This is a genomic window from Anoxybacter fermentans, from assembly GCF_003991135.1.
In the GTDB taxonomy this organism is placed as follows: domain Bacteria; phylum Bacillota; class Halanaerobiia; order DY22613; family DY22613; genus Anoxybacter; species Anoxybacter fermentans.
This window is the reverse complement of sequence record NZ_CP016379.1, coordinates 1,319,723-1,345,808: the sequence shown is the minus strand read 5'-3', so window position 1 is coordinate 1,345,808 and position 26,086 is coordinate 1,319,723. Positions and strand designations below refer to the sequence as shown.

The 26,086-nt window shown below is 37.4% G+C and carries 23 protein-coding genes, 1 pseudogene and 2 riboswitches; of the genes and pseudogenes, 23 read left to right on the top strand and 1 reads right to left on the bottom strand.

What is annotated here, in order from left to right; genetic code table 11:
- Positions 1-10 precede the first annotated feature (10 nt).
- From remA to metK, 8 genes are all read left to right on the top strand, one after another.
- A complete protein-coding gene (gene remA / locus BBF96_RS06005; protein ID WP_127016311.1) occupies positions 11-283 on the top strand; it encodes an extracellular matrix/biofilm regulator RemA in 273 nt (90 codons plus the stop codon).
- Positions 280-885, top strand: coding sequence for a guanylate kinase (gene gmk, locus BBF96_RS06000; RefSeq protein WP_127016310.1), 606 nt, complete (start codon positions 280-282; stop codon positions 883-885). The genes remA and gmk overlap by 4 nt, the downstream gene beginning before the upstream one ends.
- Positions 875-1,087: a DNA-directed RNA polymerase subunit omega gene (gene rpoZ / locus BBF96_RS05995; protein ID WP_127016309.1), complete on the top strand. Its 213-nt coding sequence runs from the start codon at positions 875-877 to the stop codon at positions 1,085-1,087. The genes gmk and rpoZ overlap by 11 nt, the downstream gene beginning before the upstream one ends.
- A 53-nt stretch (positions 1,088-1,140) precedes the next feature.
- Positions 1,141-2,349, top strand: coding sequence for a bifunctional phosphopantothenoylcysteine decarboxylase/phosphopantothenate--cysteine ligase CoaBC (gene coaBC / locus BBF96_RS05990; protein WP_127016308.1), 1,209 nt, complete (start codon positions 1,141-1,143; stop codon positions 2,347-2,349).
- 291 nt (positions 2,350-2,640) lie between these two features.
- A complete protein-coding gene (locus tag BBF96_RS05985; RefSeq protein WP_127016307.1) occupies positions 2,641-4,302 on the top strand; it encodes a glycoside hydrolase family 13 protein in 1,662 nt (553 codons plus the stop codon).
- A gap of 402 nt (positions 4,303-4,704) precedes the next feature.
- On the top strand, positions 4,705-5,451 hold the full coding sequence (gene lgt, locus BBF96_RS05980; RefSeq protein ID WP_205665726.1) for a prolipoprotein diacylglyceryl transferase: 747 nt from the start codon (positions 4,705-4,707) through the stop codon (positions 5,449-5,451).
- Positions 5,452-5,465: 14 nt separating this feature from the next.
- Entirely contained in the window at positions 5,466-6,155 is a 690-nt protein-coding gene (sfsA, locus tag BBF96_RS05975; RefSeq protein ID WP_127016306.1) for a DNA/RNA nuclease SfsA, read from the top strand.
- Positions 6,156-6,262: 107 nt separating this feature from the next.
- Positions 6,263-6,382, top strand: a riboswitch (SAM riboswitch).
- Between the two features lie 120 nt (positions 6,383-6,502).
- Entirely contained in the window at positions 6,503-7,687 is a 1,185-nt protein-coding gene (gene metK, locus BBF96_RS05970) for a methionine adenosyltransferase (RefSeq protein ID WP_127016305.1), read from the top strand.
- Positions 7,688-7,796: 109 nt separating this feature from the next.
- Here metK and BBF96_RS17625 read toward each other — a convergent pair.
- Positions 7,797-8,172, bottom strand: a pseudogene (locus BBF96_RS17625) (transposase); the annotation flags it as partial.
- 700 nt (positions 8,173-8,872) lie between these two features.
- On the opposite strand from BBF96_RS17625, the gene metG reads away from it, so the two are divergent.
- The 15 genes from metG to rpe all read left to right on the top strand — a co-directional run bounded on the left by metG (position 8,873) and on the right by rpe (position 25,474).
- Positions 8,873-10,540, top strand: a complete 1,668-nt coding sequence (gene metG, locus BBF96_RS05960) for a methionine--tRNA ligase (protein ID WP_127016303.1) — start codon at positions 8,873-8,875, stop codon at positions 10,538-10,540.
- 716 nt (positions 10,541-11,256) lie between these two features.
- Positions 11,257-12,297, top strand: a complete 1,041-nt coding sequence (locus BBF96_RS05955; protein WP_127016302.1) for a lysylphosphatidylglycerol synthase transmembrane domain-containing protein — start codon at positions 11,257-11,259, stop codon at positions 12,295-12,297.
- 25 nt (positions 12,298-12,322) lie between these two features.
- Positions 12,323-14,563, top strand: coding sequence for a primosomal protein N' (priA, locus tag BBF96_RS05950; RefSeq protein ID WP_127016301.1), 2,241 nt, complete (start codon positions 12,323-12,325; stop codon positions 14,561-14,563).
- Between the two features lie 26 nt (positions 14,564-14,589).
- Positions 14,590-15,033 carry a peptide deformylase gene (gene def, locus BBF96_RS05945; protein ID WP_127016300.1) on the top strand — a complete coding sequence of 148 codons (444 nt, stop codon included), beginning with the start codon at positions 14,590-14,592 and terminating at the stop codon, positions 15,031-15,033.
- Between the two features lie 30 nt (positions 15,034-15,063).
- Complete coding sequence (fmt, locus tag BBF96_RS05940; protein WP_127016299.1) at positions 15,064-16,008, top strand: methionyl-tRNA formyltransferase; 945 nt, start codon at positions 15,064-15,066, stop codon at positions 16,006-16,008.
- Entirely contained in the window at positions 15,998-16,756 is a 759-nt protein-coding gene (locus BBF96_RS05935; RefSeq protein ID WP_127018199.1) for a DUF116 domain-containing protein, read from the top strand. Before fmt ends, BBF96_RS05935 begins: the two co-directional genes overlap by 11 nt.
- The gene (locus BBF96_RS05930) at positions 16,757-17,455 is read left to right on the top strand and encodes a zinc metallopeptidase (protein WP_127016298.1); all 699 of its coding nucleotides are present in this window, start codon (positions 16,757-16,759) and stop codon (positions 17,453-17,455) included. It abuts the gene before it with no gap.
- Between the two features lies 1 nt (position 17,456).
- Positions 17,457-18,137, top strand: a complete 681-nt coding sequence (locus BBF96_RS05925; RefSeq protein ID WP_127016297.1) for a DUF6391 domain-containing protein — start codon at positions 17,457-17,459, stop codon at positions 18,135-18,137.
- On the top strand, positions 18,138-19,478 hold the full coding sequence (gene rsmB / locus BBF96_RS05920) for a 16S rRNA (cytosine(967)-C(5))-methyltransferase RsmB (RefSeq protein WP_127016296.1): 1,341 nt from the start codon (positions 18,138-18,140) through the stop codon (positions 19,476-19,478).
- A 24-nt stretch (positions 19,479-19,502) separates the two neighbouring features.
- Positions 19,503-20,546 carry a dual-specificity RNA methyltransferase RlmN gene (rlmN, locus tag BBF96_RS05915; protein WP_127016295.1) on the top strand — a complete coding sequence of 348 codons (1,044 nt, stop codon included), beginning with the start codon at positions 19,503-19,505 and terminating at the stop codon, positions 20,544-20,546.
- Complete coding sequence (locus tag BBF96_RS05910; RefSeq protein ID WP_127016294.1) at positions 20,546-21,253, top strand: FhaA domain-containing protein; 708 nt, start codon at positions 20,546-20,548, stop codon at positions 21,251-21,253. Before rlmN ends, BBF96_RS05910 begins: the two co-directional genes overlap by 1 nt.
- A gap of 12 nt (positions 21,254-21,265) precedes the next feature.
- Positions 21,266-21,970: a Stp1/IreP family PP2C-type Ser/Thr phosphatase gene (locus tag BBF96_RS05905; RefSeq protein WP_127016293.1), complete on the top strand. Its 705-nt coding sequence runs from the start codon at positions 21,266-21,268 to the stop codon at positions 21,968-21,970.
- A 27-nt stretch (positions 21,971-21,997) separates the two neighbouring features.
- A complete protein-coding gene (gene pknB, locus BBF96_RS05900) occupies positions 21,998-23,905 on the top strand; it encodes a Stk1 family PASTA domain-containing Ser/Thr kinase (protein WP_127016292.1) in 1,908 nt (635 codons plus the stop codon).
- 11 nt (positions 23,906-23,916) lie between these two features.
- Positions 23,917-24,807 (top strand): ribosome small subunit-dependent GTPase A, encoded by an 891-nt coding sequence (gene rsgA, locus BBF96_RS05895; protein ID WP_127016291.1) that lies wholly within the window; start codon positions 23,917-23,919, stop codon positions 24,805-24,807.
- A gap of 1 nt (position 24,808) precedes the next feature.
- Complete coding sequence (gene rpe, locus BBF96_RS05890; RefSeq protein WP_127016290.1) at positions 24,809-25,474, top strand: ribulose-phosphate 3-epimerase; 666 nt, start codon at positions 24,809-24,811, stop codon at positions 25,472-25,474.
- Positions 25,475-25,945: 471 nt separating this feature from the next.
- A riboswitch (FMN riboswitch) is annotated at positions 25,946-26,070 on the top strand.
- The last annotated feature ends 16 nt before the right edge of the window (positions 26,071-26,086 follow it).

The following is a 26,086-nucleotide window of genomic DNA, read 5'->3' as shown; positions in this document are numbered from 1 at the left end:
AATTAAAATTATGGATATTAAATTAATTAATATTGGATTTGGAAATATTGTTGCTGCCAACCGGATTATTGCCATTGTTAGTCCTGAATCTGCGCCGATTAAAAGGATCATTCAGGATGCAAGAGATCGTGGTATGCTAATTGATGCTACTTATGGAAGAAGGACGAGGGCTGTAGTAATTACGGATAGTGATCATGTAATTTTATCAGCAGTACAACCTGAAACTGTATCACACCGCTTAAGTGGAACAGAGAGGAATAAAATAGAGGGGGAGGAAGGATGAAGGGGAAACTCTTTGTTTTATCCGGCCCATCTGGGGTTGGAAAGGGTACAGTACGTGCAGCACTTTTAAAGGAATATTCAGATATTAACTATTCTGTATCTGCCACAACTCGTGCTAAAAGAGAAGGGGAGGTCCATGGTCGAGAGTATTTTTTTGTAAGTGTTGAAGAGTTTCAGGAGATGATTAAGAATGATGAGCTTCTTGAATGGGCAAAATACTGTGGAAACTATTATGGAACTCCCCGTAAATATGTAGAAGAAAAATTAAAAGCAGGAGAAGATATAATTTTAGAAATTGAAATTCAAGGAGCAGAGCAGATAAGAAAAAAATTCCCTGATGGTGTGTTTATCTTTTTAGCTCCTCCATCTTTAAATGAACTTCGTTTAAGGATTCAAAAACGTGGAACAGAGGATGAGACTAAAATCAGTGAACGTTTAGAAACTGCTAAGATTGAGATGGAAAAGATGTATAATTATGATTATGTGATTATAAATGATGTAGTTGAGAATGCTGTTGAGAAGCTTAAATCAATTATTATTGCGGAAAGATGTAGAATTGAAAATTATATAGGTTTAAAGGAGGGAGATTTTAATGATGGTTAAACCGTCTTTAGATGATCTCCTTAAGAAAGTAGATAGTCCTTATACTCTGGCAATTGCTGCTGCACGGCGGGCCAGAATGTTAAATGAAGGAGCAGAGCCGTTATTAGAGTATGAGGGTAAAAAGCCAGTATCCCATGCTTTAGAAGAAATCTATGCAGGCAAAATTACCATTAAACGTTCAAATAGGGAAGGAATTAAATAATTAGGGGCTCGTTTACTTTTTTTAGCCCCTTTTTTCATTAGGGGTGATAATTTATGTTGAAAGATAAAACTATAGTTGTAGGTGTTACAGGGGGAATTGCTGCATTTAAAGTGGTTAGTGTTGTTAGTTCGTTGAAAAAAATGGGGGCCAATGTTCGTGTGATTATGACCAGATCAGCCACTGAATTCATTCAACCATTGACTTTTCGGGTTATTTCCAACAATCCTGTTCATGTGGAACAATTTGAAGAACCAAAGGTCTGGAATGTGGAGCATATTTCTTTAGCTGATTCAGCTGATCTTTTTTTGATAGCCCCTGCAACTGCCAATATTATTGGGAAAATTGCCAATGGAATTGCAGATGATCTTTTATCTACAACAGTAATGGCAGTACAGGCACCGGTACTTATTGTTCCCTCGATGAATGTAAAGATGTATAATAATCCTATTGTTCAACAGAATATTGCCAAACTTAAAGAATACGGTTATTTATTTATGGAACCTAATGAAGGTTTGCAAGCCTGTGGCGATGTAGGTAAAGGGCGTCTCCCGGAGCCGGATGAGATCGTGGCCCGGGTAGTTTATGAACTGGCTCCGAAAGATTTTCGGGGGAAAAAAGTGGTGGTTACAGCAGGCGGAACCAGGGAAGCTATTGATCCCGTACGTTTTCTTTCTAATCCTTCTTCGGGTAAGATGGGTTATGCTATTGCTGAAGCAGCGTATCTCAGGGGAGCAGAAGTAGTGTTAGTTAGTGCACCAACTCATCTGAAAGCATCACAGGGGATTAGAGTTATTCCGGTTATAAGTGCTCAACAAATGTATGAAGCTGTCCTCTCTGAAGTAGAGGATGCCGATGTGGTGATCAAAGCTGCTGCTGTAGCAGATTATACTCCAGTTAAAGTAGCTGAACATAAAATTAAAAAAGGTGAAGGGAATTTGACAATTGAATTGACCAGGACGCCGGATATTCTGGCGGAACTGGGTAAGCGAAAAAAAGTTGGCCAGATTCTGGTTGGCTTTGCTGCTGAAACCCAAAACCTGTTGGAAAATGCTAAAAGCAAACTTGAACGAAAAAATGCTGATTTGATTATTGCCAATGATGTTTCGATAAAGGGATCAGGCTTTGGTGTAGATACCAATAAAGTAACCATTTTGAGTCGGAATGGTAAAGAGATATTACCCATGATGTCAAAAAAAGAGCTGGCCCATCGAATTCTGGATCGGGTACTTAATTTTATGAATGACTTTACTGCAAAAAGCTAATTTTTTCGCTTCAAAAGAAATTTTTCGAACCATCTAAAGTTCGATTTTAGTCGAAATAAGGCACACTAATCAATGGGTCATCCCGATCTTTGATTAGCTCATCAACCTTCATAGAGGCCTTATTTCGACTGAAATCTCACCAAGATGGTTTAACGAAAAATTTCTATGTCGCTCAAAATTAGCTTTTTTGCAGTTTAATCATGGATTAAAAAAAATTATCCCGTAAGTTTAGTTTTTATGCTATTTTACTGAAAAGAAATTAAACCAGGTAAGAAAAGGAGAGATAAATATATGGAAAGAAAATGGTGGAAAGAGGCAGTTGTCTATCAAATTTATCCTCGCAGTTTTTATGATTCTAATGGAGATGGTATTGGGGATTTAAGGGGAATTATTCAAAAATTAGATTACATAAAAGATCTGGGTGTAGATGTAATCTGGCTTTGTCCTATATACAAATCTCCTAATGCTGATAATGGGTATGATATATCAGACTACTATGATATTATGGACGAATTTGGTACTATGGAAGATTTTGATGAGCTTTTAAGTGAAGTACATAAACGTGGTATGAAGCTAATTATGGACTTAGTCATCAATCATACTTCTGACGAACATCCGTGGTTTATTGAATCACGTTCTTCTAAAGATAATCCAAAACGTGATTATTATATCTGGCGTCCGCCAAGAGATGGCAAAGAACCGAACAACTGGCGCTCGTTTTTTCACGGTTCAGCATGGGAATGGGATGAAAAAACAGGTGAATATTATCTCCATCTTTTTGCCAAAAAACAGCCTGATTTGAATTGGAAGAATCCAGAGGTTAAAAAAGAGATTTTTAAGATGATTAAATGGTGGTTAGATAAGGGTATAGACGGTTTTCGGATGGATGTAATCAATTTAATTGGTAAAGCAGAAGGGCTTCCTGATGGTAAGAATAAAGATAACTTTGATGATTATGTAATGGCTCCTGAACATTGGGCAAATCAGCCCCTTGTTCACGAGGTCTTACACGAAATGAACCGGCAAATTTTAAGTAAATATGACATTATGACTGTAGGAGAGACTCCTTTTGTTACCCCAGAAATTGGTGCTCTTTATGTCAATGAAGATCGAGAGGAGCTGAATATGATTTTTCAATTTGAACATATGGATCTGCCGGATTTTAAAGATTCAAATCTATTAAAATTCAAAAAAATACAGAAAAAATGGTATGAAGCTTTGAAAGAAAAGGGTTGGAATAGCCAATATTTAAATAATCACGATCAACCAAGACAGGTTTCCCGTTTTGGTGATGATCAAAATTATCGGAAAGAATCTGCAAAACTTTTAGCTACTATGCTTCTAACCCTGCCCGGTACACCATATATCTACCAGGGTGAAGAAATTGGAATGACTAATGTTAAGTTTTCTTCCATTGAAGAGTACAATGATATTGATACAGTAAACTACTATCACGAAGAAGTTGCAAAAGGGCGAGATCCTGAGGAAGTTCTTAAGGAGCTTATGCCTAAAAGTCGAGATAATGCCAGGACTCCTGTGCAGTGGACTGCTGGTAAAAATGCAGGATTTACAACAGGGACTCCCTGGCTTAAGGTTAATCCCAACTATAAACAGATTAATGTCGAGGAAGCTCAAAAAGATCCTGACTCTGTTTTAAATTATTATAAAAAACTTATTCGATTAAGAAAACGGGAAGAAAATCTGGCTCTTATTTATGGAAATTATATTCCTTTATTTGAAGACCATGAAAAGATCTATAGTTACATTCGTCAGTTAGATAATGATCGCTTTCTTATTATTTTAAATTTCTCAAAAGAAAAACTTAATTTTACCTTAGATGAGATCCCATATAAGGATTATCAATTACTCATTGCAAATTATCCAGTTCAAGATGAAAAGTTAGAACAGATTAAACTTCGCCCCTATGAAGCACGGATTTACAGATTAAGATAAACATTAGATAAATTTAGGGACAAGACTCCAGAGTATTACTGAGGCTATTGACGAATTTTATTTGGTCAAAGGAAGCGTCTGAAAACCTCAGTATATATATGGGTTTTCAGACGCTCTTTTTATCATCAATCTGATAATATTGTCAATTATATCTGATTTTACCACGAAAAAGCTAATTTTTTGTTTCATAAAGGAATTTTTCGAACCATCTAAAGTTTGACTGAAATCTTACTAAGATAGTTTAACGAAAAATTTCTATGATGCTCAAAATTAACTTTTTGCAATTTAATCATATTTTCTTTTAGTTAAAAAAACTCTAAAACTATATATATAATCTTTACCCTTACTACTTGACTTGTACAGACTTATCCAATATAATTTTAAAAGATTGAAAGAAAAGGGGTGAAATCATTGATTGATCCTATAGCATTTAAAATAGGCCCTTTTGCTGTTCATTGGTATGGAATTCTTATTGGTTTAGGTGTGCTTGCAGCATTTTTTTTGGGTTTACGGGAAGGAAAAAGACGGGGTTATAACCTGGAACTCTTCTATGATCTGATTATTTATGGTGTACCGGCTGGTATTATTGGTGCCCGACTTTATTATGTAATCTTTCGCTGGGAAGTTTATAGTGATAATCCCATCCGGGCTTTATATATCTGGGAAGGTGGACTTGCTATCCATGGTGCTTTAATTGCTGCTGTTATTGTGGGAATATTTGTCACTAGATATTATAAAGTTAACTTCTGGGATATTGCAGATATAGCAGCTCCAGGTATTATTTTAGCCCAGGCTATCGGACGGTGGGGTAATTATGTCAATCAGGAAGCTTATGGATATGAAACTGATCTGCCCTGGGCCATGTATATTGACGGTGCATATCGCCATCCGACATTTTTATATGAATCTATCTGGAATTTGTTAGTTTTTGCATTTTTGCTCTGGCTTAGACGAAAGAAGTTTATAAAAACTGGTGAGGTTTTCTTAGCATATTTGTCTTTATACTCTTTTGGCCGGTTCTTTATTGAAGGGTTAAGAACCGATAGTTTAATGTTAGGTCCAATCAGAGTAGCACAACTGGTTAGTGTGCTAACGATTATAGGATCCATTACTCTGATTATTTATCGTAGAAAAGCGCAAGTTAAATAAGGAGAAGGCTTTAGATGTATTTAATTAAGAATCCAACAAAAACAGGCAGATTTATTAAACGTCTCAATCGGTTTGTGGCAAAGGTAGAAGTAGATGGTCAGGTTGTTAAAGCCCATGTGCCTAATTCTGGAAGGATGAAAGAACTTCTCTTTTCTGGAAATCGGGTGGTTTTAGAAGAAAAGTCCGGGGAGGGACGTAAAACTTCCTATGATTTGATTATGGCTGAATATGATGGTTATCTTGTTTCGATTGATTCCCGTCTACCTAATTATCTGGTGGAAGAAGCTATTAATAAAGGCCAACTACCGGGTTTTGGTGGATTAAAGGTAGAACGGCGGGAAGTGAGTTATGGTGACAGTCGATTAGATCTGAAACTTACCGGGGAAAAAGAAGGATATTGTGAAATTAAATCGGTTACCTTGGTAAAGGATGGTATAGCTATGTTTCCTGATGCACCCACATCCAGAGGTGCTCGACATTTAAGGGAATTGATACGTGCCCAAAAAGAAGGTTTTCAGGCATTTATTGTCTTTTTGGTACAAAGAGATGATGCTGTCGCTTTTAAACCTAATGATGAAACCGACCCGGAGTTTGGAACCGCTTTACGAGAGGCAATGGCATCTGGTGTACAGGTCAAAGCCTATACTTGCCGGGTTTCAGAGCGGGGGGTAGAAGTGATTAGAGAGATTCCAGTTGAAATCTAAAATTAATTTTCTAAACAAAATTAGAAAAAATTTCTTTAGATATATTGACAATTTTCGAATTGGTTGTTATACTGTATTTAGCAAAAGTAAATAAGCCAAACTAGGGGTAAACATCAAGAGAGGTGGAGGGACTGGCCCTATGAAACCCGGCAACCAGCACATATGTGTATGGTGCCAAATCCTGCAAGGTATCTCGATATCCTGCAAGGTATCTTGAGAGATGTTTACTAAGTAAGCAACTCTCCCTTGCGCGGGGAGTTTCTTTTTTGTATGTAAAAAGTTAATTATGAACCAGGTAGTAATTAGCAACTCTGGTTTTAATCTTTTAAGAAAGGGTGATTAAAAGGATGACAAAGAGATATCTTTTTACTTCCGAGTCTGTAACTGAAGGCCACCCAGATAAGATGGCAGATCAGATTTCGGATGCTGTGTTGGATGCAATTTTTGCGAATGATCCGAATGCAAGAGTTGCATGTGAGTGTTTTTTGACTACTGGTCTGGTCCTGGTCGGAGGTGAAATTACCACCAAATGTTATGTTGATATTCCCAAACTGGTTCGTGATACTATTAGGGATATTGGTTATACCCGGGCCAAGTATGGTTTCGATGCCGATACCTGTGCTGTAATTACTTCCATTGATGAACAATCACCGGATATCGCAATGGGTGTAGACAAAGCACTGGAAGCTAAAAAAGGTGAAATGGAAGCAGAAGAAGCTATTGGAGCCGGCGACCAGGGCTTGATGTTTGGTTTTGCTACCAATGAAACCGAAGAATACATGCCAACACCTATTATGCTTGCTCACAAACTGGCTCGTCGTTTGGCAGAAGTTCGTAAAAACAAAACTTTACCTTATCTTCGTCCTGATGGTAAAACCCAGGTTACTATTGAATATGAAGATGACAAGCCTATTCGAGTTGATACTATCGTTGTTTCCGCTCAACATAATCCAGAAGTTACTTTAGAGCAGATTGAAAAAGATCTTATTGAACATGTAATTAAGCCAATTGTTCCAGAAAACCTGCTGGATAATAAGACCCGTTATTTAATTAATCCAACTGGTCGTTTTGTTATCGGCGGTCCACAGGGCGATGCCGGACTTACCGGTCGAAAGATTATTGTGGACACCTACGGTGGTTATGCCCGTCACGGCGGTGGTGCTTTCTCTGGGAAAGACCCAACAAAGGTTGACCGTTCTGCAGCTTATGCTGCCCGTTATGTAGCAAAAAATGTAGTAGCAGCAGGTCTGGCTGATAAATGTGAAGTGCAGCTGGCTTATGCTATTGGTGTAGCAGAACCTGTTTCTATCATGGTTGACACCTTTGGAACTAACAGGATTGATGAGAAGAAGATCGTTGAGCTGATCAAAGAAAACTTTGACTTAAGACCTGCCTGCATTATTCGGGATCTGGATTTAAGACGTCCTATTTATCGCCAGGTTGCGGCTTATGGTCACTTTGGTCGTAATGATCTTGATCTTCCCTGGGAAAGATTGGACAAGGTTGAAGTTTTGAAAAAAGCTTTGAAATAGTCGAAGGGGCTGTCCCAAAGGTAATTAATTACTTTTGGGGCATAGCCCCTTTTTTCATGGTTCATTTAAGATTTTTCTGTTAAGAAAATAAACGGTTATACCTGACCTTCTATACTGTTGCCAGTTTAGCCAGGTTATACACAGTAAACCCCATTCAATTTTCACTTTCTCAAGACCACGTAGCATAAATCTCTAAAATGACCAATTGCTTTTGATCCTTCCAAAGACAGATTCTGCTTCAATTGCTCTTTGGGAACATAGCTTTGTCTTTATCGGAACAAAGGTTTTCCTTTACTTTTTGCTTATATTCGATCACCTTTGGTCCTGGTACAATTTTCCTTTAACTCACATCCATCACAATTTTCGTATTTGTAATATCTAATTTGTTTAGTATATCCGTTTTTAGTATTAATTTCCTTTATCTTGCAGTAAATGAGCCTTCTTTGAGCAGGACAAATAAACTCGTCGTTTTCTTTATCATACGGCATGATTTTACTGCAAAAAGCTAATTTTTCGCTTCAAGAGAAATTTTTTGAACCATCTAAAGTTCGATTTCAGTCGAAATAAGGCCTCATCACATCCTGTGATGAGGCCTTATTTCGACTGGAATCTCACTAAGATGGTTTAACGAAAAATTTCTATGTCGCTCAAAATTAGCTTTTTGCAGTTTAATCCTTCATTAGTTTTCTCAATCTCTTTTAGGAGGTCATTAATTTTTGCTTTGAGCCTTGCTTTGTACTTCTTTGTTGCTTTTCCCCAGACAAAGGATATTGGCGAATATCCAAAACTCAGCAAATATACATAGCTCTGACCAACCAATACTGGGTTAAACAGGGCTTAATTTATCTGATAGCAACATATTCTAAGCACCGTTAAATAGTTTGGCGAACCGCCACTTATCGAACGGTACTAGTGGTGATGTGAGAGGGCGGCGGGGAGACCCCGTTCCCTACTCGATTAGTTAAGGATTGGGAATAAGTAGGTATTGCAGCAGGTTTGGGTACTAATAATAGTAATGCAGGTGTTTTGCATCAAACCAGGGAAAAGATGAAAGGATTTTTAATTCATTTAGTCATAAATTCTTGTTCAAAACCGTCATAAGATATTGAAGTTTTTAGAAAAATAATATATAATACAATAAATACAGATAAAAACATCTTAGTAAAATAAGGAGGTTTTGAGAGAATGACTAAGTTAAGAAATCGTAACAAGAATGTTTTTATTGGAGGAGCCTGGCCTTATGCAAATGGGTCATTGCATTTAGGTCATATTGCTGCATTGTTGCCGGGAGATGTAATTGCTAAATATTATAGGCTAACTGGTGCAAATGTTTTATATGTATCAGGCTCTGACTGCCATGGAACTCCTATATCTGTTAAAGCAGCCAATGAAGGAGTGGAACCACAGAACATAGCTGGTACATATCACAATGAATTTAAGAATACATTTGAAAAATTGGGCTTTGACTATGATATATACACAAATACAATGGAAGATTTTCATAAGGAAAAAGTTCAAGAATTTATAAAGCAATTATATCGTAATGATTTGCTCTATTCAAAAGAGGTCAAACAAGCTTTCTGCCCTAAGTGTAACAGATTTTTACCTGATCGATATATAACTGGTACCTGTTATAATTGTGGAGCGGCAGGAGCAAGAGGTGACCAATGTGATGTATGTGGTTCATTAATTGAAGTTGAATATTTAACAGATAAAAAATGTACAGTCTGTCACACTGAACCTGTTGTAAAAGATGTAGAACATTTATTTATAAAGCTCTCTAAATTCCAGGATAAAATTGCAGAACTTGTTGACAAAAATGAAGATAAGTGGAGAGCTAACGCGATTAACTTAACAAGGAGATATTTAAGAGAAGGTATAAAAGATCGGGCAATATCCAGAGACCTTGACTGGGGTATTAGTGTTCCAATCAAGGGATATGAAGATAAAAAAATCTACGTTTGGTTTGAAGCAGTATTGGGTTATTTAACTGCAAGTATGAAATGGGCAAAAGAAAGAGGTAATGAAGACCTCTGGAAAGATTTTTGGAATGATTCTGTCATCTCATATTATATTCACGGTAAGGACAATATACCATTTCATACAATTATTTTTCCAGCCCTTTTGATGGGACTGGGAATTCAATCATTACCTTCACACATCATATCCAGTGAATATTTAACAATAGAAGGCAAAAGGCTGTCAACTAGTAGAAATTGGGCTATATGGGCAGAAGATTTTTTGAGTAGATATGATGCTGATCCATTAAGATACTTCTTAATTATAAATGGGCCTGAAAAGAGAGATAGTGATTTTTCCTGGAGTGAATTTCTCGAAAGAAATAATGGTGAATTATTAGGAGCATATGGTAACTTAATAAATAGGACTCTTGCTTTAGTAATTAAAGGTTTTGGTAAAGTCGTTCCAACTCCAGCCGAGTACACCAGTGAGGATTATGCCATTTTAAATTTATGTAAAGGTTTATATACAAAGGTTGGAGAGTTAATTGAAAAGGGAGAATTAAAAGAGGCACTGAAAGAAATTTTTGAAGTTATTCGTGCAAGTAATAAATATTTTGATGTCCAAACTCCGTGGTTGACAGTGAAGTCAGACAAAGAGAAAGCTGCAACCACCTTAAAAGTTTGTTTGGATCTCATACTTAACCTATCTAATTTGTGCTATCCATTTGTCCCGGGTATTGCTACAAAAGCTTTAGCATTTTTGAATTGTTCTCCGAGTTGGGAATATAGTGAGTTGACTGCTGGTTCGCCAATCAATGAGCCTTACATTCTCGTTAAAAAGCTGGATAAAAAGATTATTGAAGAGGAAGTTGCAAGACTTGGAAAAGAGTAGGATTATGGTTTAGATCAAGATACCAAAAGAATTTTTAAAACCTAGGGAGGAAAAGTGTAACCGACCAAATGTGGTAGCTTTTTCTCAATTTTTATTTTGGGCAACGAATTAATTTTAGTATGTGAGTGATGGCTTGAAGTTACGCTTTTTTCATAAGCTCGATGGTAACTACTAATTAAACTAGATGGAATAAAGAAAAACTAAATATAATTTCTTCCACTACCGGGCGCTCCGCCATCCTGGTTGCGCGTCCTTAAAAGTCAAGGCTTCAGCCCTCCTGGCTTTAAGCCTTGACTTATACGCTAGAAATTATATTTGGTTAAACTGCAAAAAGCTAATTTTGAGCGACATAGAAATTTTTCGCTAAATCATCTTAGCAAGATTTCCGACGAAATAAGGCCTCATCACAGGAGGTGATGAGCTAATCAAAGACCAGGAGGGCCCTTTGATTAGGAAACCTTATTTCGGCGGAAATCGAGCATTAGATGGTTCGAAAAATTTCTCAAAGAGTGAAAAATTAGCTTTTTGCAGTATAATCATATTTAGTTTTTCTGGCAGTGCACGGGCAAATTTCTAAAAAAGAAAGGTTTGTCAACAAGTTCAGGGTGCTTTTCTAAAGCACCCTATATCTTTTAAAGGAATATTGCGCTTAATGTTGAATAATACTAAATAAAGACAATGGTAATTACGATATAAACCAATTAAAGGTGGCACTTATGAAAGAAATTAAACGAAAAAATATCATAAAAGGATTAAAATTAACTCTAACTATAAGTATTATTGTTTCGGTTATTTTGTTGGTCCGAACAGTGGACTTAGAACAATTGAAACAAATGTCACAAATTAAGCCTCGATATTTATTTTATTCAATTATACTCATGCTTTTGATGTGGGTTGTACAGGGATTCAGGATGCAGATTTTGGCAATAGCTCTAGATGAAAAACTCTCTTTAAAAGAGGGAATCAAAAATTCCCTGGTAGGAGCCTTTGTTGCTAATGTAACTCCTTTTGCATCTGGTGGTGGTCCTGTTCAGATAATTTTTTTACATCAGTTAGGAATATCTTTGGGTAAGGCATCATCGATAATTATTGTGCAGTGGCTGTTACGTCACTTATTTTTTGGAATTTTGGGCTCTATCTTTTTCTTTTTTTATCGGTATCTTATCGATCCGGGTAAACTTTCTGAAAAAGTTTTTGAGGTAGCGGTGGGAAGCAGTATCTTAATTACTGTTTTTCTTCTTTTTTTTGTCTGGAAGCCTCAAGTAATTCCTCTAATTGCCAAATTAGTGGTACGCTTTCCCTTAATAAAAGAATTATTTAAAAAGGAGAGTTACAGGCGTAGATTTGAAGAAATAATCGATCAGGCATATCATGAGATTGAAATTTTTCATGAATGTCTATGGACTTTAGCTTCCCGAAAGAAGATGGAGCTTTTTTTAGCTATAATTTTTACGGGACTTTTCTGGGTTTTCTTTTTTATGATTGCACCTGTAATTATTATGGGACTTGGTGGAAAGCCTTATTTTATTCGGGCTTTTATTATGCAGACTTTTATGTATTTAATTTTACCCTATATTCCAACTCCAGGGGCAAGTGGAGCTGCTGAGCTTGGGTTTGCAGTCTTTTTTGCTCCTTTTGTACCTTTACATCTTTTGGGGATTTTGATGATTTCATGGAGATTTTTAACATTTTATATAGTGATTTTGGCAGGTGGTTTAATAACATTGCGAATGTTAAACTGTCGGGTAAATTCTTAAGTTTTTATACAAGGTGGGATGTTAGATGGAAAGTTATGCAGGAGTTGTGGTTGACTTACCTTTAAAAAAAATCGATCGTCCATTTGATTATAAAATACCTGAAAGACTTTTAGGAAAGATTCAGATAGGTAGCCATGTATTGGTACCTTTTGGACATCGAAAGATTGAAGGGTTTGTAGTAGAATTGAAAGAAGAACCGGAAGTCAAACAGACTAGAGAGATTTACCGACTCCTTCATGACTATCCATTATTTGATGAAAAGATGCTTCAATTAATGAAATGGATCAGTGATTATTATCAAGCTGTGTTGATCAATGTGATTAAAACTGCCATTCCTACAGGTATTATTGGAAATAAAGTCCGGGTTAAAACCAGACGGTTAGTACGTCCTAATATTACCCAAAAAGAAGGATTACTGTGGATAGAAAAATATAAGAAACGGGCTCCTAAACAGGCAGAGATGTTATCCTTTTTGTTAAAACATCCAAATTTGAAGCTGACAGCGGCAGACCTGGCACGGAAATTTAAGACAAATCATGGAACGGTAAAAAGTTTAGAGGAAAAAGGACTTATAACCTATGAGGAAATAGCAATTCAGCGTAATCCTTATGATGCCCAGGAGTACAAACCAGGCAAACCTTTAAGGCCTACTTTTCATCAATATAAGGCTATAACCAGAATTATTGAGGCTATGGAAAAGAGACCGGGAAAGACCATTTTACTTAAAGGAGTTACTGGAAGCGGTAAAACAGAAGTTTATCTTCAGGTGATTGCAAAAGCTTTGGAAAAGGGTAAAGACACTATAGTTCTGGTTCCTGAGATTGCTTTAACCCCCCAGACAGTGGAAAGATTTAAATCCAGATTTGGTGCTAATGTAGCGGTATTACACAGTCAGTTATCTTTAGGTGAAAGATTTGATGAGTGGCGGAGGATTTATCAGGGTGAAGTAAAGATTGTGGTGGGAGCTAGATCAGCCATCTTTGCCCCATTTCAAAATTTGGGATTAATCATTATTGATGAAGAACATGAGACTTCCTATAAACAGACAGATCAGGTGAAATATCATGCCCGGGATGTAGCTATTAAACGGGCAAAACTATCTGGAGCAGTAACTGTCCTGGGATCAGCAACACCTGCTGTTGAAAGTTTTTACCGGGCGGTAATCGGAGAATATGAGTTGATTACACTTCCTGAACGGGTGAATTTAAGTCCATTACCACCGGTAGAAATTATTGACATGCGGCGTGAACTTAAAAACGGAAATCGAACCATTTTCAGTAAAAGGTTAAATGAAGCTATAGAGAAACGTTTATCCGAAAAAAAACAGGTAATTTTATTTTTGAACCGGCGGGGGTTTTCTAATTTTGTTCTTTGTAGGGAGTGTGGATATGTGATTAGATGTCAGTACTGTGATGTTTCTTTAACATATCATGCTGACATTAATCTACTCCAGTGCCATTATTGTGATTATCATGAAAGCCCCCCTCATTTATGTCCTAATTGTGGAAGTAAATATATTAAGTATTTTGGAATCGGAACTCAACAGGTAGAGGAATTTACTCGTAAACAGTTTCCATATGCCAGGGTTGCGAGAATGGATGTGGATACAACCCGACAAAAAGGAGCACATGATAGGATTTTAAAAGCCTTTCGGGAGAAAAAAATAGACATTCTCATTGGTACTCAGATGATTACTAAAGGACATGATTTTCCAGATGTGACTTTAGTAGGAGTTGTGATTGCTGATACTGCATTATACTTTCCTGATTTCAGGAGTGGAGAACGAACTTTTCAATTATTAACCCAGGTAGCAGGTAGGACAGGCCGGGGGGAAGAGCAGGGAGAGGTAATCATTCAAACTTACTCACCTGAACACTACAGTATCAAAGCAGCCAAAAACCATGATTATGATCTTTTTTTCCATGAGGAGATTGGTTTTAGAAAGGAGATTTTACATCCTCCCTTTAGTCAGTTAATTAATATTATAATTCAGGATGAAGTAGAAAAGCTGGTAATTGAAGAGGCCCATCGGTTGGCTAATTTATTTACAAAAAGGATTGGCCCAGATGTTCCCATAGAAGTTTCGGGTCCTGCTCCAGCTCCTCTGGCAAGAGTTAGAGGTAAATATCGCTGGCAAATTATCTTAAGGAGCAGAGAAGGTGAATTATTGAGAAGAATCTGTCAGGAAGTGATGAAAATTTATTATAATGAACAAAAATCTTCTGTTGTTGTGTCAGTTGATGTAGACCCCATTGGAATATTATAATATAATTATTGTGGAGGTGTTTTTTGATGGCTATATATCCTATTAGAAAAATCGGAGATCCTGTATTACGGACAAAAGCAAAAGAAGTTAAAGAAATTACCAATAAAACCCGGAAATTAATTGATAGTATGTTTGAAACTATGTATGATGCACCGGGAATTGGGCTTGCTGCTCCTCAGATAGGAATTTCTAAGCGGATTATCGTTATTGATTTGGATGATAATCCCATTGCACTGATCAATCCGGTAATCGTTGAAAAGCAGGGTTCGCAGGTAGGAGAAGAAGGATGTTTAAGTATTCCCGGTGAGAGAGCTTTAGTAGAACGATATCAGTTTGTAAAAGTTCGGGGTCTGGATATCAATGGTAGAGAAATTGAAATAGAATCAGAAGATCTTTTAGCCCGGGCGCTACAGCATGAAATCGACCATCTAGATGGAATATTATTTATCGATAAAATTTATAAAGAGTAATTTTTAAAGAACAATAAAGAAGGTGATAGTATGCGGGTAGTATTTATGGGTACACCGGATTTTGCTGCTATATGTCTTAAAGGATTACTTAATGCTGACTTTATAGATGTAATAGGAGTTGTGACCCAGCCTGATAGAGCACGAGGGAGAGGTTATAAGGTAACCTATTCGCCTGTTAAAAAAGTGGCTTTAGAAGCTAATTTGCCTGTTTATCAACCTGAAAATGTAAATGATTCGGAGTTTGTCGATAAATTGGAAGGGATGAATTTAGATGCTATAGTTGTGGTTGCATATGGACAACTTTTGAAAGAAAGATTACTTAATTTAACACCTTACGGCTGTATCAATGTTCATGCTTCACTGTTACCCAAATATCGCGGTGCAGGTCCAATACATAGGGTAATTATAAATGGTGAAACTAAAACTGGTATTACTACTATGTATATGGATAAAGGCTGGGATACGGGTGATATGATTTTGCAAAAAGAAGTTGAGATTGGGTCAGAAATGACAGTTGGGGAACTTCATGATATACTGGCAGAACTGGGGAGTGAGGTGCTTGTGGAGACTTTGCGTCAAATTAAAAACGGGACAGCTCCCCGGATTCCTCAACAACATGAAAAGGCTACTTATGCACCAAAGATCAAAAAAGAAGATGGGGAAATAGATTGGAATCAGCCTGCCAGAAAAATTTATAACCTGGTGCGTGGGATGGACCCCTGGCCCGGTGCATATACCTGGTATAAAGGGGAGATTTTTAAAATCTGGAAGACCCGAATTGAGGAGAATCTTACCGGAGGAATTCCAGGCCAGGTTATGGATGTGGATTTAAAAAAGGGAATTTTAGTCCAGACAAAAGAAGGCGGCCTGTGGTTAACTGAAGTCCAGTCTGCCAACAGTCGGCGGATGGATGTTGGTGCTTTTTTGAATGGACATAATGTTAAAAAAGGTGAAGTGTTTGGAAATGCGAAATAGAGAAGAATGGTTTTTTTTGATTCTCCTCTTTCTTACCCTAATAGCAATTGCCATTATTGCAGGGGCCATCTGGTATTTACAGGTTGTAGGTATCACATCCATTACCAGGTTTATTTTAACCAGTCTGTCAGTAATTCTTTCTGTTATTCTCGTAATTTTTGCTTTAGGATTTGGCAGTATAGTATTAATACTGATTTTAGAAAGACCGATTTCCTGGTTGATATTACCAACACATCTTGCAGTAGAATACCTTTTTCCGCTGGCAATTTTCGCTGCCCGGTTGTTTGGTTATTCAAAGGAGGATTTACTGCGATCTTTTATTCAAATCTCTAATCGCCTGGTTGGAATCAGGGGAATCAGAATCAAAGGAGAAGACTTATTGGTTTTATTACCCCACTGTATTCAAAAATTTGACTGTAAATATAAGGTTACAAGTGATGTAGAAAATTGCCGCCGTTGTGGTCAGTGTGCTATCGATAAACTTTTGGATTTAAAAGAGAAATATGGCTTTCATATGGCGGTAGCCACCGGAGGAACGCTGGCCCGAAAATGGGTGAAAGAGATAAAACCAAAAGCAATTGTTGCAGTAGCCTGTGAAAGGGATCTGGCAAGTGGAATTCAGGATACCTATCCGCTTCCGGTAACGGGTGTGATAAATATCAGGCCGGAAGGTCCGTGTATCAATACTTCGGTGGATGTGGATGATATGGAGAAAGCAATTTTAAAATTTCTTGAAAGGAGTGATTAGATGTATTATCCTATTTATGACTCAACATGGATTATTGTTCTTCCAGCTATAATTCTGGTGATGTGGGCTCAGTATAAAGTAAAATCAACTTTTTATCAATATTTGCAGGTTCCAAACAGGCGTGGTTACACAGGGGCCCAGGTTGCACGGGATATTCTGGATCGGGCAGGGCTTCATCATGTCAGGGTTGAACGGATTTCTGGGGAGTTAACTGACCATTATGATCCCAGAAGTGAAGTTGTGCGTTTGTCACCTCAGGTTTATGATGGATGTTCTCTGGCATCTTTAGGGGTGGCTGCTCACGAAACAGGTCATGCACTTCAGCATGCTGAGAATTATGTACCTTTAGGATTTAGAAATGCTATTTTTCCTATTGCCAATATAGGTTCTAGATGGGGACTTCCTTTAGCACTATTTGGATTTATCTTTTTCCGTAGTCCAGATATTATTTTACTTGGTGTTTTACTCTATGCTGGTGCTGTTCTCTTTCAGATTGCTACTTTACCTGTAGAATTTAATGCAAGTTCGAGAGCTATGGCGATTTTAGAAAGTGGAGGTTATTTAAGTCAGGATGAGCTTAAACCAACCCGTAAGGTTTTGAATGCGGCAGCTTTGACTTATGTTGCAGCAGCTTTAGCTGCTATTGCCCAGCTGATACGACTTCTGGCTCTCTTTGGAATGTCACGGAGGGAAGAGTAATATGTTTTTCATATTACTCTTTTTCATAATCATTTTGTTGTTTCCGTATCTTCTGGTGCCTTTTCTTTTAATTCTTGGGTTTATGATTATCTTTATACCTTATAAATTTACCCTTGAGTCAATTATCACCTTGCTAATCACCCCGGGCCAGCTTATCAAAATCGCTTTCAATCCGCGTTTACGCAAAAATCACGGATTAGAACATGCTACCGTTAATGTTCTGGAAGAGTATCTGGGTTTACAGAATCTGGCGGGTTATGCCACTAATGATGGCTTTTATATCCTGAATTCTCCCGACCCCCACCTGGTAGAAAAGGCAGCCAGAGTTGGCCTGGAGCGGTTAAAGAGGGGGGAAAAGGATTTAGTGATTCACCGCCGCTGCGGAACCAGTATGGTAGTGGCAAATTTAACTTCAGCTATTATCTTTTTATTTTTACTTTTTAAGACAGGCATGTTTAACATTTTTTACGTTCTGATTGCTATTAGTATTGCCAATGTGATTTCGCCTTTTTTGAGTGTTTGGGTTCAGAAAGTGGCAACAACTTCGTCAGAAGTGGAAGGAATGATAATTTTAGGTGTAGAATATGATATTGAAAATCTCTATTGGTTCGGATTTAAGATACCTAAAGCATCAGATAAAGTTTTTGTCCGGACTGGAGAAATTGAGATTGGGAGGTTTTAGATGGATAAAGCAAGGGTTATTGCATATAAGGTTCTTACCCAGATTGACAGCGAAGAAGTTTATTCTAATTTGAGTTTAAATCGGGAAATTAACCGGGCCAATCTTGAATTTAGAGACCGTAGGCTAGCTACTGAACTGGTTTACGGGGTTTTGAGGATGCGCGGGCATCTGGATTATATTATTAATCAATTTTCCAAACACCCGGTTAAGAATTTAGACCCTGGAGTTAGAAACCTGCTTAGACTAGGGGTCTATCAGATCAAATTTCTTGATAAAATTCCTGTAAGGGCTGCGGTCCATACTACTGTGGAACTGGCAAAGAGAGATTTCCATATGGGAATTGCCAAATTTATAAATGGGGTTTTACGGAATATTGATCGAAAAATTGATCAGGTTTCATTTCCGGATCAGATAAAAGATCCGGTTGGTTATATCAGTACCTTTTATTCACATCCCGAATGGCTTGTAAAAAAATGGGTAAAACGGTATGGTGTAAAAGAGACGATAGAACTCTGTAAAGCTAATAACCGGGTACCTGAATTGACCATTCGCGCTAATACATTAAAGATAGATCCCGCAACTTTAGCAAATAATCTAGCTGAAAAATATGGTTATGAAGTTTCTTTACTTCCATATCCCGCTGAGGGGATATTATTGGAGAATGCGACTGGTTTTACCCAATTAAAGGAATTTTATGAGGGAGAATTTACTGTTCAGGGCCAGGCTTCTATGTTGGTTGCTCATGCTTTGCAATTAAAGCCGGGGATGAAAGTAGCGGATCTTTGTGCTGCTCCTGGAGGTAAGACTACTCATATGGCAGCTTTGATGAGAAATGAAGGAGAGATTCTGGCTATAGACATTTATTCGCACAAGATCGATTTGATTGAGGCAAACTGTAAGCGGCTTGGTGTTACTAATGTTAAGACCCTTTGCGCTGATACAACTACCCTTGAGCTTAAAGAAGAGCAGTTTGATCGGATTTTATTAGATGCTCCCTGTTCCGGGTTAGGGTTGTTAGCCCAGAAACCGGAGATTCGCTGGATGAAAACTGAAAAGGAGATTAAAGAACTGGCTCGATTACAAAAGATTCTCTTAAAAAAGGGTTTGAGTTGGCTTAAGCCAGGTGGAATTATGGTTTATAGTACCTGTACCATTACAGAAGAAGAGAATCAAAAAGTACTTGAAGAAGCACTTAAGATGGATAGTGTTGAGCTTATAGATTTACGGTATCTTTTACCTGAAGAAGAAAAGGAGTTATTTTCAACACCTTATCTTGAGTTTTTACCCCATGTCACTGAAACTGAGGGATTCTTTATTGCAGCAATTCGCAAATTAAATTAAAATATAGAAAGGATTTTGGATTCTATGGAGAAAATTGATCTAAAATCCATGAGTTTAGATGAACTGAAAAACTTTATAGAAGAGGAGATAGGCGAAAAGAGCTTTCGAGCCGGGCAAATCTTTCAATGGCTCCATCGAAAGAATGTTACTTCTTTTAATGAAATGAATAATATTCCTAAGGATTTACGGAAAAAACTTGATGAAAAGGCATTTATTCAGGTTCTAACCCCGATAGCAAAAAAGGAAGCGAAAGATGGAACTATTAAATATCTTTTTCGTTTAAATGATAATGAAACCATAGAAAGTGTATATTTACCTTATGATGATGGTCGGCACAGTATTTGCATATCTACCCAGGTTGGTTGTGGGATGGGTTGTATATTCTGTGCTACCGGATTGGGTGGATTTGTCCGGAATCTCTTACCCAGTGAATTGGTGGACCAGATTTATGCTGTACAAAGGGATTTGAATGTAAAAATTTCAAATGTTGTTTTAATGGGAATGGGGGAACCTTTACAAAATTATGATGCTTCTTTAAAAGCTATTCGTCTTTTAAATCATCCTAAAGGTGCAAATATTGGCATTAGGCGAATTACCCTTTCTACATGTGGTCTTGTACCTAAGATCAGGCGTTTAGCGGAGGAGAAATTGCAGTTGGTATTAGCTATTTCTCTCCATGCCCCCAATGATGAACTTAGAAATCGGTTAATGCCTATAAATAAGAAATATCCTTTAAAAGAATTAATAGCGGCCTGTAAAGATTACACAGAGATTACTAATAGACGTGTGACCTTTGAATATGCTTTGATGGCGGGAATAAATGATCAAACAGAACATGCCCGTCAGTTAGTTCAACTTCTTAAGGGACTGCTCTGTCATGTTAATTTAATTCCTATCAATCCTGTTCCAAAGACAGGTTTTATAAGGCCTAATGAAGAGCAGATTTATAGATTTCAGGGAATTCTTAAAAAAGCAGGAATTGAGACAACCATACGTAAAGAGCGGGGAACGGATATTGACGCAGCCTGTGGTCAACTTAGGTCCCGTAACTGGGAGGCGAGGAGTTGATGAATTTTTTACGAAGAATATTGGGCAAGAAGGTTTTAAAACCCAGAGATATAGCTTTAAAAATCAAGCGGTTGATGGATTCTTCTAAGACAGAAAGTGTCTTTAAAATATATGTGCCTTATCGTTATCGGGTATTTATTTCAGATGAAGATATGAAAAGATTAGAGCCTTTTCGTCCTTTTTTAATTAAAGAGCTTATTGATTATATTCACCGATATGCCGATAAACAGGGTTACCATCTTTTGGGTGAACCTGAAATATTTATAAAGGTAGATAAAAAACTTGGCCAGGGGAACTTTAAAGTAGAACCTATCTATGAAGATAATGGCAAACAGACAATGATTTTTGATAAAGGAGAAATATTTGCTATATCGGAAAATCAGGATGTGACAAGGGTTTTTAAAAAAAAGTCTGGTGGTAGTCCAATCCTCGAGGTTCTTGAGGGAAATGATGAAGGAAAAAAGTTTAATCTGATTGGATCAATTATAACAATAGGCAGAAGAGAAGATAATCAGATAATGATCAATGATCCCAATGTTTCCCGCTATCATGCCCGGATTGTTTATAATAATAACAATTGGCAGATTGAGGATTTAAATAGCACCAATGGGGTATTTATCAATGGTAAAAGAATAACGATTAGTCCACTGAAATCAGGAGATAAAATTTGCATAGGTTCCACACTGTTGAAATTTCGATTAAAATGAGGTGGTTTTTAAATGGATTACGGGGTAAGAAGCGATGTGGGAAAGGTTAGAACCATAAATCAGGATAGTTATCTTGCCCTGGATGGAGATATAAAAATCTTTGCAGTTGCAGATGGAATGGGAGGACATAAGGCTGGGGAAGTTGCAAGTGCTATGGCTATTGAGACTATCCGCCAATATCAGGGGCAGAGAGAAGATATTCGTCAGATGTTAAAAGATATAATTATGGATGCCCATAAAAGAATTTATGAGAGGCAGCTTAATGATCCTGCATGTCAGGGAATGGGTACAACTTTGACTATTGCTGTGATTAAAGAAAATTTACTTTATATTGGTCATGTTGGAGATAGCCGTGTTTATTTATATCGTGATCAGGACTTATTACAGATTACTACTGATCATTCTCTGGTTAATGAACTTTTAAAAAATGATCAAATTTCAGAGGAAGAAGCTAAAAATCATCCCCATAAACATATTTTACTTCAAGCTCTCGGATCAGGCAATGAATTAAATGTTGAAATCAATTGCTTTTCATTGGAAAGGTCTGATATAATACTTTTATGTACTGATGGATTAAACAATATGTTAACAAAAGAAGAGATTATTCAGATTCTTAAAGGAGAGGGTTCTCTTCAGGAGAAATCAGAACTTTTAGTTGAAGCAGCTAACAATAAAGGTGGTTTGGATAATATTACGGTAATTCTTTTTAAGGCTTAAGTTGTTGAATAGGTGGTGATATAGAAAATGATTGGGAAAGTGTTAAACGGCAGATATGAATTGACAGAAATTTTGGGAGAAGGGGGAATGGCCCTGGTCTATAAAGCCAGGGATTTAATCCTGGACCGTTGGGTTGCTTTAAAAATTTTACGTCCCCAGTTGGTTTCAGACAAGGATTTTGTTAAACGGTTTCATAGAGAAGCCAAAGCTGTTGCCCGACTTTCCCATCCCAATGTGGTAAATATTTATGATATTGGTCAGGACGGGGATATTCATTATCTGGTTATGGAAAATATCCAGGGAGAAAATTTAAAAGAAAAGATTCAAAGAGAAGGGATTTTAGATCCGGCTGAAGCTTTAGATATTGCTATTCAGATCTGTGAAGCTTTAGTTGTTGCCCATCGCAATAATATTATTCACTGTGATATTAAGCCCCACAATATTTTGATTACACCAGAGGGTGGTGTGAAGGTTACAGATTTTGGGATTGCACGGGCAGTAAATTCAGCTACCCTGGCCCAGACAGAGACGGTGATTGGTACAGCCCACTATTTCTCCCCAGAACAGGCCAGAGGTGGAACTATCAATGCCAGATCGGATCTTTATTCTTTAGGGGTTGTCTTATATGAAATGCTTACCGGACAGGTTCCCTTCCGTGGTGATAGCCCCATTACAGTAGCTTTAAAGCATATCAATGAAGAGCCATTGCCGCCAAGTCAGCTAAATGAAAAATTACCAAAACGTATTGACAAATTGGTGATGAAGGCCCTTCATAAAGATCCCGATAAACGGTTTGCCAATGCTTCTGAGATGCTCAATGCTTTACGGGGAATGGTTAAGACCTTTGAGAGAAAAGATGGGGATGAGATTAAGACCTATCTGGATAGTGACGAAACTCAGGTTTTACCACGGATTTCGGATCAGCACTATAATAAAACAGCGGCGGGTCATGAAGTTAAAGAAAGAAAAGGTTCTGGGTTTGTCCGGTTTGTCAAAATCATGCTCATTCTACTTTTTACATTTATTATCCTGGGAGCAGTCGGTTTTTGGGCTTTAGAGCAATATACAAAAGTACCTGTAGTTAAAGTTCCTGATTTTATAGGTTTAAGTAAAGAAGAGGCCCAACAGAAGGCCAGAGAGATTGGATTAAGGGTAATTTTCAATGAATTTAAAGTATCAAGTCCGGAAATTCCTGCTGATCATGTTGTTTCCCAGGATATTGAAGCAGGTAAAGAAGTAAAGAAAAATCGTGTGATTATGTTGACCTTAAGTAAAGGCGCTACCATGACAACAGTTCCGAATTTGATTGGTCTGGAGATGCGTGAAGTAAAAGTAGCCTTGCATGAGGCTGATCTGGTGTTAGGGGAAGTGGAATATCAATTTACAGATAAGATTCCCAAGGGCCAGGTAATGACCCAGGATCCTCCAGCCAATGAACAGGTGAAGAGTGGGACAAAGGTAAATTTAATCTTTAGTAAAGGATCTGAACCGATTATGGGAACGATTCCCAATGTTATTGGACTCAGTCGAAAGGAAGCTGAACGTAGAATTGAAGAAGCCAACTTTGTAGTTGGTGAGATTATAGAAGAAGAGACTACCAGGTTTTTAGCTGGTCAGGTAGCAAATCAAAATCCTGTAGCTGGTACCGTGGCACCTGAAGGAACACCCATCAATCTAACTATCAGTAAAGGATTGAGAAATCCCAAGGGTTCATCTACCTATTCTTTTACTGCTACAATTAATGTTTCAGAAGGTTCTTATAACCAGAAGATTCAAGTTGTGGTAATTGATGATAATGGTCGGGATATAATTTATGATAAAGTTCATCATCCAGGAGATCATATTGTTATTAGGGATATCCATACTGTTGGACCTACAATTCTTCAGGTCTTTATTAATGGAGAGTTGGTCAGAGAAGAAAGATATGGTTTTTAGGGAGGTAGGCAATGAAAACTGGTATTGTGATCAAAGCTTATAGTGGTTTTTATTATGTAAAGGATGACGAGCAGGGAGGTATTTATGAATGTAGACTTCGTGGACGTTTTAAAAAGAAAAAAAAGAGAGCAATACCAGGAGATAGAGTAGGTTTTCAGGATCTTGGTAGCGGTTTAGGGGTGATTGAAGAAATTTTTGAAAGAAAGACCCTTTTAACTCGACCGACGGTAGCCAATGTAGAACAGGTAATTATCACTTTTGCTGCTAAAGATCCTGACCTTCATTACAAACTTTTGGATCAATTTTTGATCATGGCGGAAGCCGCTAAATTACAAATTGTTATCTGTCTGAATAAGATTGATCTTGTAGATGAAGAAGTAGCTAGAAAAATGCTTAAATTATATGAAGAGATTGGTTATAAGACTCTCTATTGTAGTGCGAAGACCAAAGTTGGTATTGAAGATTTAAGAGAGACTTTAAAGGATAAAATTTCAGTTTTTGCTGGCGCTTCTGGTGTAGGAAAGTCTGCATTATTAAATGCAGTTCAGCCTGGATTAAAATTAGCTACAGGAGAGATCAGTGAAAAGATTAGACGGGGTACTCATACCACCCGGCATGTTGAATTATTACAATTAAAAGATGGCGGAATGGTGGCAGATACTCCCGGATTTAGCTTTTTTGATCTAGAATTTTTGTCTTCGGAAGAACTACCATATCTATTTCCGGAGATGGTTGACTATATTGGTCAATGCCGTTTTCAGGACTGTATACACGACCATGAACCCGGTTGTGTTATCAAAGAGATGGTTGAGAATGGTAAAATTGCTAAAAGTCGTTATGAGAATTATGTGACGTTTTTACATGAAATTCAGGAAAAAGAAAAACAGGAAAGGGGATATTAAAATGACCGGAGTTAAAGTAGCTCCATCTATCCTGACAGCAGATTTTACTAGGATAAAAGAAGAAATTAACTCTATTCAGGATGCTGAATGGCTTCATATAGATGTAATGGATGGACATTTTGTTCCAAATATAACTTTTGGCCCTAAGATGGTAGCCGATATACGTAAATGGACCGACCAGGTTCTGGATGTTCATTTAATGATTGAAAATCCAGATCAATTTATACCTGAATTCGCAAAAGCTGGTGCAGACTATATTACCGTTCATCAGGAAGCATCTGTTCATCTGCATCGTACTGTTTATATGATCAAAAATTTAGGGTTGAAAGCTGGAGTTGCTTTAAATCCGGCTACACCGGTAATGGCTTTAGAACATATCTTACCAGATCTGGATCTAGTTTTGATTATGAGTGTAAATCCCGGTTTTGGAGGTCAGTCATTTATTCCTGCCAGTCTTAAGAAGATTAGATGGGTACGGGAGCGTGCTTTAGAGTTAGGGTTGACCGATTTAGAGATTCAGGTAGATGGAGGAGTGAATCTTAAAACTGCTCCTGGTATAATTAAGGCAGGAGCTACTATTTTGGTTGCAGGTTCTGCAGTGATTGGTGCTTCTGACCGTGCTAAGGCCATTGCTCAATTAAGATATTGCGGTGGCAATCTGGTCTAGTTTAAAAAACTTGCAGGATTTTTGGTTTTGTTGTAGAATATATTTAGAATAAAAATGATTAAACTGCAAAAAGCTAATTTTGAGCGATATAGAAATTTTTCGTTAAACCATCTTAGTGAGTTTTCAGTCGAAATAAGGCTTTATCACATAGTTTGTTAGACAATGTAATCACCACCTATGAAAGTATTTTGTTGAATTAGGGGTCCCAGCATCCCTGACAAGTTTAACAACCTCGCCAGAATTAGAATTCAAAAAACAAATTGCGAGTTAAAAGTACCTGTCAGGGGAGGGGATACAATCTGTGAAAGAAGGCACCTGAAAGAGGTGCAACAAGGATGTGTAGTATTTCTCCTAATTTAGTGTGCCTTATTTCGACTGAAATCGAACTTTAGATGGTTCGAAAAATTTCTTTATGAAGCGAAAAATTAGCTTTTTGCAGTAGAACCAAAAATTAAATATTGAAATATTAATATCTATCTTCGGGGCAGGGTGAAATTCCCGACCGGCGGTAAAGCCCGCGAGCCGCCTTAAAATAGGTGGTTGATCTGGTGAAATTCCAGAGCCGACAGTTAAAGTCTGGATGGGAGAAGATAGATACTGGATTTTGAGATA

What these genes read in the sequence shown, in the direction of transcription:
- remA (WP_127016311.1), top strand. Translation starts at nt 11, where the DNA reads ATGGATATTAAATTAATTAATATTGGATTTGGAAATATTGTTGCTGCC.
- gmk (WP_127016310.1), top strand. Translation starts at nt 280, where the DNA reads ATGAAGGGGAAACTCTTTGTTTTATCCGGCCCATCTGGGGTTGGAAAG.
- rpoZ (WP_127016309.1), top strand. Translation starts at nt 875, where the DNA reads ATGATGGTTAAACCGTCTTTAGATGATCTCCTTAAGAAAGTAGATAGT.
- coaBC (WP_127016308.1), top strand. Translation starts at nt 1,141, where the DNA reads ATGTTGAAAGATAAAACTATAGTTGTAGGTGTTACAGGGGGAATTGCT.
- BBF96_RS05985 (WP_127016307.1), top strand. Translation starts at nt 2,641, where the DNA reads ATGGAAAGAAAATGGTGGAAAGAGGCAGTTGTCTATCAAATTTATCCT.
- sfsA (WP_127016306.1), top strand. Translation starts at nt 5,466, where the DNA reads ATGTATTTAATTAAGAATCCAACAAAAACAGGCAGATTTATTAAACGT.
- metK (WP_127016305.1), top strand. Translation starts at nt 6,503, where the DNA reads ATGACAAAGAGATATCTTTTTACTTCCGAGTCTGTAACTGAAGGCCAC.
- metG (WP_127016303.1), top strand. Translation starts at nt 8,873, where the DNA reads ATGACTAAGTTAAGAAATCGTAACAAGAATGTTTTTATTGGAGGAGCC.
- BBF96_RS05955 (WP_127016302.1), top strand. Translation starts at nt 11,257, where the DNA reads ATGAAAGAAATTAAACGAAAAAATATCATAAAAGGATTAAAATTAACT.
- priA (WP_127016301.1), top strand. Translation starts at nt 12,323, where the DNA reads ATGGAAAGTTATGCAGGAGTTGTGGTTGACTTACCTTTAAAAAAAATC.
- def (WP_127016300.1), top strand. Translation starts at nt 14,590, where the DNA reads ATGGCTATATATCCTATTAGAAAAATCGGAGATCCTGTATTACGGACA.
- fmt (WP_127016299.1), top strand. Translation starts at nt 15,064, where the DNA reads ATGCGGGTAGTATTTATGGGTACACCGGATTTTGCTGCTATATGTCTT.
- BBF96_RS05935 (WP_127018199.1), top strand. Translation starts at nt 15,998, where the DNA reads ATGCGAAATAGAGAAGAATGGTTTTTTTTGATTCTCCTCTTTCTTACC.
- BBF96_RS05930 (WP_127016298.1), top strand. Translation starts at nt 16,757, where the DNA reads ATGTATTATCCTATTTATGACTCAACATGGATTATTGTTCTTCCAGCT.
- BBF96_RS05925 (WP_127016297.1), top strand. Translation starts at nt 17,457, where the DNA reads ATGTTTTTCATATTACTCTTTTTCATAATCATTTTGTTGTTTCCGTAT.
- rsmB (WP_127016296.1), top strand. Translation starts at nt 18,138, where the DNA reads ATGGATAAAGCAAGGGTTATTGCATATAAGGTTCTTACCCAGATTGAC.
- rlmN (WP_127016295.1), top strand. Translation starts at nt 19,503, where the DNA reads ATGGAGAAAATTGATCTAAAATCCATGAGTTTAGATGAACTGAAAAAC.
- BBF96_RS05910 (WP_127016294.1), top strand. Translation starts at nt 20,546, where the DNA reads ATGAATTTTTTACGAAGAATATTGGGCAAGAAGGTTTTAAAACCCAGA.
- BBF96_RS05905 (WP_127016293.1), top strand. Translation starts at nt 21,266, where the DNA reads ATGGATTACGGGGTAAGAAGCGATGTGGGAAAGGTTAGAACCATAAAT.
- pknB (WP_127016292.1), top strand. Translation starts at nt 21,998, where the DNA reads ATGATTGGGAAAGTGTTAAACGGCAGATATGAATTGACAGAAATTTTG.
- rsgA (WP_127016291.1), top strand. Translation starts at nt 23,917, where the DNA reads ATGAAAACTGGTATTGTGATCAAAGCTTATAGTGGTTTTTATTATGTA.
- rpe (WP_127016290.1), top strand. Translation starts at nt 24,809, where the DNA reads ATGACCGGAGTTAAAGTAGCTCCATCTATCCTGACAGCAGATTTTACT.